Annotated in this window: 18 protein-coding genes and 1 pseudogene; 17 read left to right on the forward strand and 2 right to left on the reverse strand. The window is 60.3% G+C overall.

Annotated features, from left to right (window positions below):
* Positions 1-15: 15 nt before the first annotated feature.
* Together NW835_RS09675 and NW835_RS09680 are read right to left on the reverse strand one after the other, a co-directional pair.
* Positions 16-582 (reverse strand): hypothetical protein, encoded by a 567-nt coding sequence (locus tag NW835_RS09675; protein ID WP_414415172.1) that lies wholly within the window; start codon positions 580-582, stop codon positions 16-18.
* Positions 583-1,132: 550 nt separating this feature from the next.
* On the reverse strand, positions 1,133-3,091 hold the full coding sequence (locus NW835_RS09680; protein WP_414415173.1) for a hypothetical protein: 1,959 nt from the start codon (positions 3,089-3,091) through the stop codon (positions 1,133-1,135).
* Between the two features lie 475 nt (positions 3,092-3,566).
* Here NW835_RS09680 and rplC point away from each other — a divergent pair, with 475 nt between their 5' ends.
* From rplC to rpsE, 17 genes and pseudogenes are all read left to right on the forward strand, one after another.
* Complete coding sequence (gene rplC / locus NW835_RS09685; protein ID WP_414363804.1) at positions 3,567-4,211, forward strand: 50S ribosomal protein L3; 645 nt, start codon at positions 3,567-3,569, stop codon at positions 4,209-4,211.
* A gap of 51 nt (positions 4,212-4,262) precedes the next feature.
* A pseudogene (rplD, locus tag NW835_RS09690) lies at positions 4,263-4,892 on the forward strand (50S ribosomal protein L4); the annotation flags it as partial.
* A gap of 334 nt (positions 4,893-5,226) precedes the next feature.
* A complete protein-coding gene (locus tag NW835_RS09695; protein WP_414363803.1) occupies positions 5,227-5,526 on the forward strand; it encodes a 50S ribosomal protein L23 in 300 nt (99 codons plus the stop codon).
* A gap of 41 nt (positions 5,527-5,567) precedes the next feature.
* Positions 5,568-6,452, forward strand: coding sequence for a 50S ribosomal protein L2 (gene rplB, locus NW835_RS09700; protein WP_414363802.1), 885 nt, complete (start codon positions 5,568-5,570; stop codon positions 6,450-6,452).
* 78 nt (positions 6,453-6,530) lie between these two features.
* Positions 6,531-6,812, forward strand: coding sequence for a 30S ribosomal protein S19 (gene rpsS, locus NW835_RS09705; RefSeq protein ID WP_011430043.1), 282 nt, complete (start codon positions 6,531-6,533; stop codon positions 6,810-6,812).
* A gap of 42 nt (positions 6,813-6,854) precedes the next feature.
* Positions 6,855-7,226 (forward strand): 50S ribosomal protein L22, encoded by a 372-nt coding sequence (rplV, locus tag NW835_RS09710; protein WP_011430042.1) that lies wholly within the window; start codon positions 6,855-6,857, stop codon positions 7,224-7,226.
* A gap of 41 nt (positions 7,227-7,267) precedes the next feature.
* Positions 7,268-8,014, forward strand: coding sequence for a 30S ribosomal protein S3 (rpsC, locus tag NW835_RS09715; RefSeq protein ID WP_414415174.1), 747 nt, complete (start codon positions 7,268-7,270; stop codon positions 8,012-8,014).
* A gap of 55 nt (positions 8,015-8,069) precedes the next feature.
* Positions 8,070-8,546, forward strand: coding sequence for a 50S ribosomal protein L16 (rplP, locus tag NW835_RS09720; protein WP_414363800.1), 477 nt, complete (start codon positions 8,070-8,072; stop codon positions 8,544-8,546).
* A 17-nt stretch (positions 8,547-8,563) separates the two neighbouring features.
* On the forward strand, positions 8,564-8,800 hold the full coding sequence (gene rpmC / locus NW835_RS09725; RefSeq protein WP_414370678.1) for a 50S ribosomal protein L29: 237 nt from the start codon (positions 8,564-8,566) through the stop codon (positions 8,798-8,800).
* The gene (gene rpsQ, locus NW835_RS09730) at positions 8,800-9,051 is read left to right on the forward strand and encodes a 30S ribosomal protein S17 (protein WP_414363798.1); all 252 of its coding nucleotides are present in this window, start codon (positions 8,800-8,802) and stop codon (positions 9,049-9,051) included. The genes rpmC and rpsQ overlap by 1 nt, the downstream gene beginning before the upstream one ends.
* Complete coding sequence (gene rplN / locus NW835_RS09735) at positions 9,048-9,416, forward strand: 50S ribosomal protein L14 (protein ID WP_414363797.1); 369 nt, start codon at positions 9,048-9,050, stop codon at positions 9,414-9,416. The genes rpsQ and rplN overlap by 4 nt, the downstream gene beginning before the upstream one ends.
* Positions 9,416-9,814 carry a 50S ribosomal protein L24 gene (rplX, locus tag NW835_RS09740; RefSeq protein WP_414415175.1) on the forward strand — a complete coding sequence of 133 codons (399 nt, stop codon included), beginning with the start codon at positions 9,416-9,418 and terminating at the stop codon, positions 9,812-9,814. Before rplN ends, rplX begins: the two co-directional genes overlap by 1 nt.
* 61 nt (positions 9,815-9,875) lie before the next feature.
* The gene (rplE, locus tag NW835_RS09745; protein WP_414363796.1) at positions 9,876-10,418 is read left to right on the forward strand and encodes a 50S ribosomal protein L5; all 543 of its coding nucleotides are present in this window, start codon (positions 9,876-9,878) and stop codon (positions 10,416-10,418) included.
* A 60-nt stretch (positions 10,419-10,478) separates the two neighbouring features.
* Entirely contained in the window at positions 10,479-10,889 is a 411-nt protein-coding gene (gene rpsH, locus NW835_RS09750; protein ID WP_414363795.1) for a 30S ribosomal protein S8, read from the forward strand.
* A gap of 29 nt (positions 10,890-10,918) precedes the next feature.
* Positions 10,919-11,464, forward strand: coding sequence for a 50S ribosomal protein L6 (gene rplF, locus NW835_RS09755; RefSeq protein ID WP_414363793.1), 546 nt, complete (start codon positions 10,919-10,921; stop codon positions 11,462-11,464).
* A 2-nt stretch (positions 11,465-11,466) separates the two neighbouring features.
* The gene (rplR, locus tag NW835_RS09760) at positions 11,467-11,835 is read left to right on the forward strand and encodes a 50S ribosomal protein L18 (RefSeq protein ID WP_414363792.1); all 369 of its coding nucleotides are present in this window, start codon (positions 11,467-11,469) and stop codon (positions 11,833-11,835) included.
* A gap of 18 nt (positions 11,836-11,853) precedes the next feature.
* Positions 11,854-12,390 carry a 30S ribosomal protein S5 gene (gene rpsE / locus NW835_RS09765; RefSeq protein ID WP_414363791.1) on the forward strand — a complete coding sequence of 179 codons (537 nt, stop codon included), beginning with the start codon at positions 11,854-11,856 and terminating at the stop codon, positions 12,388-12,390.
* Positions 12,391-12,396: the final 6 nt, after the last annotated feature.

The following is a 12,396-nucleotide window of genomic DNA, read 5'->3' on the forward strand; positions in this document are numbered from 1 at the left end:
GCAAGGAAGTCCAGATCAGGGCTCTCCCTGGGAGGGCTGGGTAGGAGTGGGAGGCTCGGCAACAGTCTGCTGCAGCTCCAAAGTTACCAAGAGCTCCGCCTCACCGGTGCGAGCCGGTTGGAGGGCCTGTGGCTTGACGAGCAGGTGGCGCAGCTTGGGAGGGAGATCCTGCAGCTCACTCAACAACAAGTCGAGAGAAATGGCCGATTCTCCGGAGAAGGAAGATCCTCTCCTGAGCGGGGCTGGGAGCGGTGAGGGAGGGCGAGCAAAAGAGCGGGCGGTAGTCGAGACTAAGGAGCGGATCTGCTCCTGTTGTTCCCGCCACAGGGATTGGCTGATTTCTAGGGGGAAGGTGAGGTGAGGAGCGCCGCGGCGCTGCCAGAGGCGGAGGATCTGTTCTACAGAGGCAGCCTTGTAGCGCCCCTGGTAGAGGGCTTCCAGCAGGGCCGCCGGGATCCAAGAGGTCGGGAACTGCTGGCCCCAGCCCTCCACCCACACTTGGCCGGGCCGCCCCTCCAGCTCAAACCCGTAGCGCTCCAAAAAGGTGGCGGGATCCATCAGGCAGGGCCTAAGGAAACTCAACCCAAGGCTAACCCAAATCCGGCAAGATAAAGAGGAGATAAAGCTTCGGATTCCGCAAGATAGCTCTCGCCTAAAAATAGCTTTATCTGCCCTCAACGCAGCCTCCGTGAAGCTTCTATGAAGCTGCCATAGAGCGAAGATTCAGGAGGCTCTAGCTCAAACATTGCCTTCGAGGCCCGCTCGCTGTTGGGTAGAGCTATCTACTTCCAGAAAGTCGTGATCCTCAAGGCTACCGGGATCCAGGTAATCAGGCAGCGGCTTGACACTCCCCCGACTAAAGTTGGGCAATTCTTACGCAGTCCACAAACAGACTTGCAAAAGTGCTGTCAAGACACCCCTGCACAGTTCCCTAAGCCAAAGCCCCGAGGTTCTGCTTACTTTGCTGTTCGTGTCAGCGGGGTAGAGTCCTTGCGAATTGGCACCCGCGTTGACTAGCCACCCCTTCGCGGTTTGGTACAGTCCTCGCTTCACGGCGGTTTGGAAAGCCCCTGTTGCGCCACTTGGGGCTCTTTCTCACCCGGAGTGGAGTTTAAGTACAGGGTTTCTTCTCTCAGGCTGTTGCCATAGCCTTCACGGCTTTCAGAACGAGATAATCTAACATACCAGTGTTCTCTTCGCCGCGGTAATTAAAAGTGGAGCGCACCAGCCACAGCCCTTGCCGTGTACGGCAGCAGAGGTTCAACAGTGTGCGAGCCAGAATTTGTTGACGCGCCTGCAGGTCTTGGGCCGCATCGAAAACCTCCCCATCCCATTCCGGCGTCAGCACACGGCTGTTGTAAAGCACACGCCAGAGAGAACGGAACCAAAGCGGATTGGTGATGTCGAACCAGAACTGATAATCCGCCTGCAAACCCCAGTTGATATAAGCCACCGGCGTCGCCACCACGAGGTAGCGGGAATAGTCGGGCTCGAAGCGGCTGTTGCTGGGGGTTTGTCCCGAGCGGATCATGGCCAAAAAGGCGGGATCCCCTTCGGCAGGAAAGGCCCGGCGAAACCGTTGCGCCGCTTCGATCAGCGCTTGCAGCAGCTCTTGGTCTTGGGGCAGAGCCATCCCCTGGGCTAGGTGATCGGCGAAAAACCGCTGGAAGAAAGCGGCCAAGGAGGGCCCGCCGCGGTAGCTGCGCAGCCAATCCAGCAGCTTCTGGTAGCGCTCCAGGTTGGCAAACCCCACCCGCTCCGGCTGTCGCACGGCGGTCTTGGGCCGCAGGGAACGCCCTACCGGGTCAAGGGTATCTTCGGCCAGCAAAGCCGCCCGGATGGGATCCAAATCCAACACCCTGCCCAGGAGCAGTCGCCAGGCCGGCAAGGTGGGAAAAGCTCCCCACTCGGGATGAGCCACTTCCGCCGCCGTCAGCAAAGCCCGCACCAGTGGGTAGCGGATCAGGGCAGGGAAGGGAGCGATCGGCAAGACGGGAACCTCCGCCAACTGCTCCTGCAAGCTCAAGCTCACCGCCGCATCCATGCGAGGCAGCAGGACGGCGATGCGAGAAGCTGGGATCCCTGCCGCCAAAAGCTGCCGGATCTGGGCCACCATCGCCTCCACCGCCGCGAATTGGGTCTCGCCCTCCAGCACCTGCACCCTTGGCAGCCTCTCTGCCAGAGGCTCCGTTAGGGGAGGGTCAAACTGCGGATCTAGCACCCGTGCAATCTGCAGTCCCAGGCGGATCATGCCGGCTGAGCCGCGGTAGCTCCCCTCCAGAAGCTGAACCTGGGTGTTTTCCATTAGAAAGCGAGCCACGGCCTCCGGGATCCCTGTCAAAGAGACTCCGCCGCCGATGGTGTAGCTGAAAAACTGGCTTTGCAGATGGGCTTGCCCTTGCCGGTAAAACTCCAGCGCCACCCCGCAACTGTCCTCCGCCTGATCCACGATCAGGTGATCCCACTCCTGCCAAAACTCCGCCAGCGGCAGGATGTGCTCGCCAAACAGCCGGATTTGCAGGCCAAAATCCAGGGATCCCAGCCGCAACCCCACCTCCCACAGCCGACCCACACAGCAGCCCATCGCCTGCAAGGCCTCTGCCCGCCTCGGATCCCCCTCCGCCGGCCAGGCCGCCGCCAGCCGGGATCCCACCGCTTCCGCCGCCAAACCCGAAGCCCCCGCAATATAGGCAGCGCTGCTGATCTGATCCCAAATCTGGAACTCCTCCAGCCCAAGATTGGCAAAGACCTCCCCATGCCGCGGACACAAAGCACAGGCTCGCCCACAGAGAAATTGGGTCAGATCCTTGGCCAAGGGAATCGGCTCAAACGAGCGCGGCAACTGAGGAACCCGCTCGCACACCTGCGGCCAGTGATCTGCCAAAGAGCGTCCCACCCGCTGCAAAAACGTCTCGATCCGCCACGGCCCCACCCACCTCGAGCTGAGCTGCCGCAAGCGCCGCAACACCTCCTCTGCCTGCCGCTGGCTGCGCACCAAAAACAAGATCCGGCCCGGCTCGGATCCCGCCCGCAACAAATCCAGGTAGCGATCTACACAAGCCTGGGTCAGCCCGCCGCCGGCTAACCCCATCACACTCCTAAAAGGAGATGGCTCTTGCTGCCGATAGCTCTTTTCGCCCACCAGAGTGGCTTTCACGGTCGCTGCCCCCCAACCGAGCCATTTTCTCGGCAAAATCTGGACAAACAGGTCCTCACCTCACTATGATGTACTACTGTTGCCAATCAAGTCCGCCCGCTCTGACGACGGTTCTCGGCAACCTAGCGTACTGCTAAACCAGATACTGCCTCTTTGCAGGTAAGTCTGAGCAGTCTTTAAAAGCAGTTTGGCGTGTGATTTGAGGCTGAACTAAGCAGAGGGGACAGCGCCGCTGGCGCTGTTTGGCCGCCAGGGATCCAGAGATTCCTTTTCATTGCTTTTTCGCCTGAGCGGGCAGGCTCAGGTAGTCCTGAGCTTCCTGCTGCCGCGCCGTTGCTGCCTGGATCCGGCTCATTGAGCCGTTGCAAGCTGATAAAAGCAAGTTGTAGAGGCTCGAGGGGAGGTTCTCGTGGCGCTTGGCATCCTTGGAAGAAAAGTCGGCATGACCCAGATCTTCTCTCCGGAAGGGTTGGCCATTCCGGTTACCGTCGTGCAGGCGGGGCCTTGCACGGTGACCCAGATCAAGACTCAAGCCACAGATGGCTACAACGCCGTGCAGTTGGGCTACTGGCCCACCACCGAAAAGCACCTCACGCGAGCCCAGCGGGGCCACCTGAGCAAAGCGGGGGTGACGGAGCTGCTGCGCCACCTGCGCGAGTTCCGGGTCGAACAGCCAGAGGCCTACCAGTTGGGGCAAAAGATCACCGTCGAGATCTTCTCTCCGGGCCAGCTGCTGGATGTGGCGGGCACTTCCATCGGACGGGGGTTTGCCGGCTACCAGAAGCGGCACCACTTTGGTCGCGGCCCTATGTCCCACGGCTCCAAGAACCATCGCCGACCGGGTTCCGTCGGCGCCGGCACAACGCCTGGCCGCGTGTTTCCGGGGCTACGCATGGCGGGTCGGATGGGAGGTTGCCGCGTCACCATTCGCAAACTGCAGCTGGTGCAGGTGGATCCGGAGCGGAACTTGCTGATCATCAAGGGCTGTGTGCCCGGCGTGGAAGGGGGGCTGCTGGAGATTACCCCTGCCAAGCAGGTGGGTAACAAACGCTAGGAAAGGGATCCCTGGCAAAGGCTGACCAGCATCCACAAAGACGAGGAAACCATGGCAAGTTGTGTGGTGAAAAACTGGCAAGGGGAAACGGTGGGCAGCACCGAGCTAAGTCTCAAAGTTGCCCGTCCCGAAACGGCCTCCCACATTCTCTATCTGGCTCTTCGCCGGCAGATGACCAACGCCCGCCAAGGCAACGCCCACACCAAGACCCGGGCTGAGGTGCGCGGTGGCGGTCGCAAGCCTTGGAGGCAAAAAGGCACCGGCCGAGCCCGCGCCGGCTCCATTCGCTCCCCCCTTTGGCGCAAGGGTGGGGTGATCTTTGGCCCCCGCAAGCGGGAGTACAACCTGGCCATGAACCGCAAAGAGCGGCAACTGGCTCTGCGCACTGCCCTGCAAAGCCGGGTGGAGGATCTGATCGTGGTGGAAGATTTCCAGGATCAGCTCAACCCGCCCAAGACTCGCGCCGTGGCCCAAGCTCTGCTGCGCTGGGGGGTGATGGAGGATCAGTCGGCACTGCTCATCGTCGCCGAACGCTCGGAAGTTGTCGAGCGGGCCGTGCGCAACATCGCCCGCGTCAAGCTGATCGGCCTGGATCAGCTCAACGTCTTTGATCTGCTCAACGTCGATTGGGTGCTGATCACCACCTCTGCCCTGGAGAAGCTCAAGGCCCGCTGGGGATCCGGCGCGGCAGCAGCAGCTCCAACCCCAGCCGATCGCCTTGAAGATCAGGCTCAGGCCGCAAAGCAAGAAGCTCAGCAAGTCGAAGGTCAAAGCCAAGGGCAAGAAGAGCAAACGGAAGCTCAAGCCCAGCCAGAGGATCCACAGGCGCAAGCTGATCAATCTGATCAAGTAGCTCTAGCAAATCCACAAGTTCAGGAAACCCAGGAAGAAGAGCTGGCCCCAGAACAAGAGCGAGAAGTTCAAGGACAAGCAGAACTAGCCCAAGAAGCAGAGCCCATTGCCCAGCCGCCAGCCGTAGAGGAGGCCGAAACAGCCGCAGCAGAGGAGGAAGACGATGACTGAGAGCAAGCGGATCCTGGCTGATGTCCTGTTGCGTCCCGTCATCACCGAAAAGGCAACTGCCCTGATGGAACAGCGCAAATACGTCTTTGAGGTGATGCCCACTGCCACCAAGCCGCTCATCCGAGCTGCCGTTGAGGAGATGTTTGGGGTGCGGGTCACCTCCGTCAACACCCTCAAGCTGCCCCGAAAGCAGCGGCGGGTAGGCCGCTCTGTCGGCTATCGCAGCCGTCCCAAGCGAGCTGTGGTAACCCTGGCCGAAGGTGACTCCATCACCCTCTTCCCCGACACCTAACCAACCCCCCCTTTCCGACCGTCCTTCACCCCCCTTGAGCCATGGGTATTCGTACCTTCCGACCCTATACCCCCAGCACCCGTCACATGACTGTCTCCGACTTCGAGGAGCTGTCGCGGGACGAGAACGGCAAGCGGCCCAGGCCGGAGAAGTCGCTGCTGCAATTCATCCACCGCAAAAAAGGGCGCAACAACCGCGGCGTCATCACCTGCCGCCACCGGGGCGGCGGCCACAAGCGGCTCTACCGCATCATCGACTTCCGCCGCGACAAGCACGGGATCCCGGCCACCGTCAAGACTATCGAGTACGATCCCAACCGCAGCGCTCGCATCTGCTTGGTGGAATACGAAGATGGCGAGAAGCGATACATCCTCGCTCCCCGCAACCTCGAGGTGGGGGCCACCATTATGGCGGGGCCCGATGCCCCCTTTGAGCTTGGCAACGCCATGCCCCTGGAGCGGATCCCGCTGGGGACGGTGGTTCATAACGTGGAGCTGTATCCCGGCCGCGGTGGGCAAATCGTTCGCGCCGCCGGGGCTGGCGCCCAAGTGGTGGCCAAAGAGGGCAAGTATGTCTCCCTTAAGCTGCCCTCTGGCGAAGTCCGCATGATCCGAGGCGAGTGCTACGCCACCATCGGCCAAGTGGGAAATGTTGACCACAGCAACCTCAGCCTCGGCAAAGCGGGGCGCAGCCGCTGGCTAGGTCGCCGTCCCCACGTGCGCGGCTCGGTGATGAACCCTGTAGATCACCCCCACGGCGGTGGGGAAGGAAAAGCCCCCATCGGCCGCAGCACCCCTGTCACCCCCTGGGGCAAGCCCACCCTGGGCTACAAAACCCGCAAACGCAACAAACCCAGCAACAAGTTCATCGTGCGCGGTCGCCGTCGTGGCGGCCGCCGGGACAAGGGCGGGAGGGCCGCTCAATAAGAGTCCGGCCATCTGCTGCGCCCCTGAATCTTCTTTTTCTTTCGACCCTTACCAGCTTGCCAGACTGTTGAGGTTGCTATGGGACGTTCACTCAAAAAAGGCCCTTTTGTCGATGCCAAGCTGCTTCTCAAAATCGAGAAGATGAACGAGCGCAACGAGAAGCACATGATCAAAACCTGGTCGCGGGCCAGCACCATCCTGCCTGTCATGATTGGCCACACCATCGCCGTGCACAACGGCAAGCAGCACGTGCCCATCTACATCACCGATCAGATGGTAGGCCACAAGCTGGGGGAGTTCGTCCCTACCCGTACTTTTCGCGGCCACGCGGGCAGTGACAAAAAAGCCGCCCGCCGTTAAGTTCAGCCACAAACAGAAGAGGGAATAAGCGAGGAGAGCGCCATGGCCGATCCATCCCCCGAAATCAAAGCGGTAGCTCGCTACATCCGCATGTCCCCCTATAAGGTGCGGCGCGTGTTGAACCAGATCCGAGGGCGCACCTATGCGGATGCCCTGATCCTGTTGGAGTTCATGCCCTATGCTGCCTGTGAGCCGGTTCGCAAGGTGCTGCGCTCAGCGGTGGCCAATGCCGAACACAACAACGGCCTGGATCCTCGGGATCTGGTTATCAGCAAGGCCTACGCTGACCAGGGGCCGACGCTGAAGCGATTTCGCCCCCGCGCCCAAGGTCGGGCCTACCCAATCCGCAAGCGCACCTGCCACATTACCATTGCCGTCCGGCCCATAGAACCTGAAGCGGCGACGGCCTCCTAAACGCCTGTATTCCCAGACTTTACCTCTCAACCGACACCACCATGGGACAGAAGATTCACCCCACCGGTTTCCGACTCGGCGTCATCAAGGAACATCGCAGCCGCTGGTTTGCCGATCCAGCTCGCTACCCAGCCCTGCTGCGAGAGGACGATCTCATCCGCGCCTACCTGACCAAGCAGTTGAGCAGCGCCGGCCTGGCCGACATTCAAATTGAACGCAAAGCGGATCAGATCGACCTCGAGATCCGAGCCGCTCGCCCTGGAGTGGTGGTTGGTCGAGGGGGATCCGGCCTCGACGCCCTGCGCCAGGGCCTGCAGAAAGAGCTGAGCTTGCACGGTAGCCCCGAGCGAACCATTCGCATCAACGTAGTCGAGGTCACCCGTGCCGATGCCGAGGCTGTTTTGCTGGCAGAAAACATCGCCCAGCAGTTGGAGCGGCGGATTGCCTTTCGCCGCATCGTGCGCCAGGTCATCCAGCGGGCCCAGCGGGCGGGGGTGCAAGGGATCAAAATTCAAATTGCCGGGCGGCTGAACGGAGCCGAGATCGCCCGCACCGAATGGACACGGGAAGGGCGGATCCCTTTGCACACCCTGCGGGCAGATATCGACTATGCCGACCACATCGCCCAGACCACCTTTGGTGTCATTGGTGTCAAGGTTTGGGTTTTCAAAGGGGAAGTTCTCCCCGGGCAGGAACGTCCCGAACAAAAGGCTCCCCTGCAACAGCCCAAGCGTCGGCAGCAGCGGCGGCGGCCCACCTTTGAAGACCGCTCAGCAGTGGAAGCCTGAGGGCCAGCACCCGAGAGTCCAGGGATCCCTATCGCAGTTGATTTAAGGAACGGCCATGTTAAGCCCCAAACGAACCAAATACCGCAAGCAACAGCGCGGGCGCATGAAAGGCAAAGCGACCCGCGGCAACCGCATCAACTTTGGGGAATACGGCCTTGTGGCTCTAGAACCCGCCTGGATCACCGCGCGGCAGATCGAGGCAAGCCGTCGGGCCATGACCCGCTACGTCCGGCGGGGAGGCCAGATCTGGATCCGCATCTTTCCCGACAAGCCCGTTACCCAACGGCCTGCTGAAACCCGCATGGGATCCGGCAAAGGCAACCCCGAATACTGGGTTTGCGTCGTCAAGCCGGGCCGCGTCCTCTTTGAAATGGGGGGAGTTCCTGAAGCCACGGCCCGAGAGGCGATGCGCCTTGCCGCCCAAAAGCTGCCGATCAAAGTTAAGTTTGTTACCAAGGCTAACTTTGAGGAGTCGGAACCTGCTCAGAAAGCAGCTCCAGAAACAACAGAAGTAGCAGCCAGCGCTATCTAAGGGAGGAGAGTTGAGCCATGCCCATGCCTAAAATTGCCGACGCTCGCGCCCTATCCGACGAAGAATTGAGCCAGGAGATCTACGCCGTCAAGAAAGAGCTGTTTGAGCTGCGTTTGCAGCAGGCTACGCGGCAGTTGAACCAGCCCCATCTCATTCGCCTGCGCAAACACAAGCTGGCCCAACTGCTGACCGTTGAGTCAGAGCGCAAGCGCAACAAGTCCTTGTCCTCAACTCAGACCCAGAAGGAGGAGTAATGCCTGCTCGCGAAAAGATCGGCGTTGTCGTCAGCAACAAGATGCAAAAGACAGTGGTCGTTGCCGTGGAAAACCGGGTTGCCCACCCCAAGTACGGCAAAATCGTCGTCAAAACCAAAAAGTTTAAGGCCCACGACGAAGAGAACCGCTGTCAAGAAGGGGATCTGGTGCGCATTACGGAAACCCGTCCCCTCAGCCGCACCAAGCGTTGGCGAGTGACCGAAATCATTCGGGAGGTGAAGAAACTATGATTCAGCAGCAAACCATGTTAACGGTAGCCGACAACACTGGCGCCCGCAAGCTGATGTGCATCCGCGTCCTGGGCAGCAGTGGCCGTCGCTACGCCAGCCTGGGGGATGTGATCGTCGGCGTTGTCAAAGACGCCCTACCCAATATGCCTGTCAAAAAGTCCGACGTCGTCAAAGCTGTAGTCATCCGCACCGTCGATACGGTACGCCGCCCCGACGGCATGTGTATCCGCTTCGACGACAACGCTGCCGTCATCATTAACAACGACGGCAACCCTCGCGGAACCCGCGTTTTCGGCCCTGTAGCCCGCGAGCTGCGGGAGAAAAACTTCACCAAGATCATCTCCCTTGCCCCGGAGGTTCTGTAATGGTTCGTCCCCTCAAGCCCAGCCAAATTCGACGGCTGATTCGGCAGACTGGCGTTCGCAAGCACCGCAACAGCCTACGCTACAAAATGCGCATCAAAAAGGGAGATACCGTCCAGGTAATCTCCGGCGATGACAAAGGCAAAATCGGCGAGGTGCTGCAGGTTTTTCCCGAGCGCAACATGGTCTTGGTGGAAGGGGTAAACATCGTCACCTCCCACCGCAAGCCGCAACGGGAAGGCGAAAGTGGTCGGATCGAGACCAAAGAAGCCCCGATCCACGCCTGCAAGGTGATGCTTTATTCCAAGAAACAGGAAGTGGCCAGCCGTATTGGCTATCAAATCACTGCCGATGGCCGCAAAGTCCGTGTCCTCAAGAAAACCGGCGAGATCCTCGACTAAGACTCCCTTTTCAAGACTGGCCTGGCTCTGACCCAGCCCAGAGCCGCAAGGAGAATCCACCATGCCCCAACGTCTGCAAATCCTCTACAACACCGTCATCGCTCCTAAGCTGCAAAAAGAGTTGGGCTACACCAACATCCATCAGGTGCCGCGTCTGGAAAAGATCGTGATCAACCGCGGCCTGGGAGATGCTTCCCAAAACGCCAAGGCCCTGGAATCTTCCATCGCCGAGATCAGCGCCATCACGGGCCAGCGCCCGGTGATTACCCGCGCCAAAAAGGCGATTGCCAGTTTCAAAATCCGCAAGGGCATGCCGGTCGGCCTGATGGTGACCCTGCGGCGGGAGCGTATGTATGCGTTTTTGGATCGGCTGATCAACATTGCCCTCCCTCGTATCCGCGACTTCCGCGGCGTCAGCCCCAAATCTTTTGATGGGCGGGGCAACTACACCCTTGGTATTCGCGAGCAACTGATCTTCCCCGAAATCAACTACGACTCTGTAGACCAGATTAGAGGTATGGACATCTCCATTGTGACCACGGCCGAAACCGACGAAGAGGGCCGTGCCCTGCTCAAAGAGTTTGGCATGCCCTTTGCCTCTTAAGGTTTGCCCATCTCGAATTGTCTCGACTTGATCGATCTTCCGAGGAGCACCGACCCACCCATGGCCCACACCAACGACACGATCGCCGACATGCTCACCCGCATTCGCAATGCCACCATGGCTCGGCATGAATCGGTGGCGGTTCCGGCCACACGCATGACCCGCAGCATCGCTCGCGTTCTTCATGAGGAAGGTTTCGTGAGCGACTGGAAGGAAGAGGGAGAAGGGATCCACGCTCAGCTTGTGTTGCGGTTGAAGTATAAAGGCAAAGGGCGCAACTGCAGGCCCATCATCAACGGCCTGAAGCGGGTGAGTCGACCGGGCCTGCGGGTTTACCGCAGCCACAAAGAGCTGCCCCGCGTATTGGGCGGAATTGGGATTGCCATCATCTCTACTTCCAACGGCATCATGACCGATCGGGAGGCTCGCAAACAGGGCATCGGCGGCGAAGTGCTCTGCTATGTCTATTGATGAGTTGTTCTCTTGTCAGGAGTTGCCCCATGTCTCGTATCGGCAAGCGGCCCATCACCCTTCCTGCCAAGGTAGAGGTTCAGATCGAGGGCCAGCAGATCTCGGTAAAAGGCCCGAAGGGACAACTGTCTCGCAGTTTGCCCCCCTTGATTGCGGTGCATCAAGAAGCCCAGACGCTCAAGGTCAGCCGGGTCAACGAGTCTCGCCCGGCCCGCCAACTGCACGGCCTCTGCCGCACCTTGGTCGCCAACATGGTGGATGGTGTATCTAAGGGCTTTGAGCGCAGGCTGGAATTGGTGGGTGTGGGCTACCGGGCTTCCACCCAGGGCAACAAGTTAATCTTGAACGTTGGCTACAGCCACCCAGTGGAGATCCCGTTCCCGCCAGGGATCCAAATTGCGGTTGAGGGCAACAACGTCATCGTCGTCTCAGGTATCGACAAAGAGCTGGTGGGCAACACGGCGGCGCGGATTCGGGCCGTCCGCCCGCCAGAGCCCTACAAGGGCAAAGGGATTCGCTATGTAGGGGAACAGGTTCGTCGCAAAGCAGGTAAATCCGGGAAGGCCAAGAAGTAGCTATGAAAATCACTCGCAAAGCTGCCACCCAACGTCGCCATCGCCGCATTCGCCGCAAGGTCTTCGGGACACCCGAGCGGCCCCGTTTGGCTGTGTTTCGCTCCCATCGGCACATCTATGCCCAGGTGATCGACGATGTAGCCCAGCACACTTTGGCCTCTGCCTCCACTCTGGACAGGGAGCTGCGGGAAGCCTTCAAGGACATTGGCACGGCCACCCGAGAGGCTGCCGCCATGGTGGGGCGCTCCGTCGCCCAGCGGGCCTTACAGGCAGGCATTTCTCAAGTGGTTTTCGACCGCGGCGGCAAGCTCTACCACGGGCGCGTTCAGGCCCTGGCGGAAGCCGCCCGCGAAGCAGGCTTACAGTTCTAGGCCCTGAGGAGATGGCATATGGCTGAGCAAAGAGAACGTCGCAGAAGCAAAAAGAGCCGCGAAGAGCAGACTAGCGAGTGGCAGGAGCGGGTCATCCAGATCCGGCGCGTCACCAAAGTCGTTAAGGGCGGCAAAAAGCTGAGCTTCCGGGCCGTGGTGGTGGTGGGCAATGAGCGCGGCCAGGTGGGAGTTGGCGTGGGCAAAGCCAACGACGTCATCGGGGCTGTGCGCAAAGGAGTTGTAGATGGCAAAAAGCACCTAATCGAAGTGCCCCTCACCAAAGGGTTGTCTGTGCCCCATCCCATGCGGGGATCAGGCGGTGGAGCCACTGTTCTGGTGATGCCGGCAGCTCCTGGCACAGGGGTCATCGCCGGGGGAGCGGTGCGCACTGTTCTGGAGCTGGCGGGCGTGCGCAACAGCCTGGCTAAGCAACTGGGATCCAGCAACCCCCTCAACAACGCCCGCGCCACCATTGACGCACTGCGGCGGATGCGCACCTTTGAGCAGGTAGCTGAAGATAGAGGGATCGACGTGCGCCGCCTGTTGAGTAAGTAACAGCAA

Origin of the sequence: Synechococcus sp. OH2, from assembly GCF_047462155.1 — a bacterium.
In the GTDB taxonomy this organism is placed as follows: Bacteria; Cyanobacteriota; Cyanobacteriia; order Thermostichales; family Thermostichaceae; genus Thermostichus.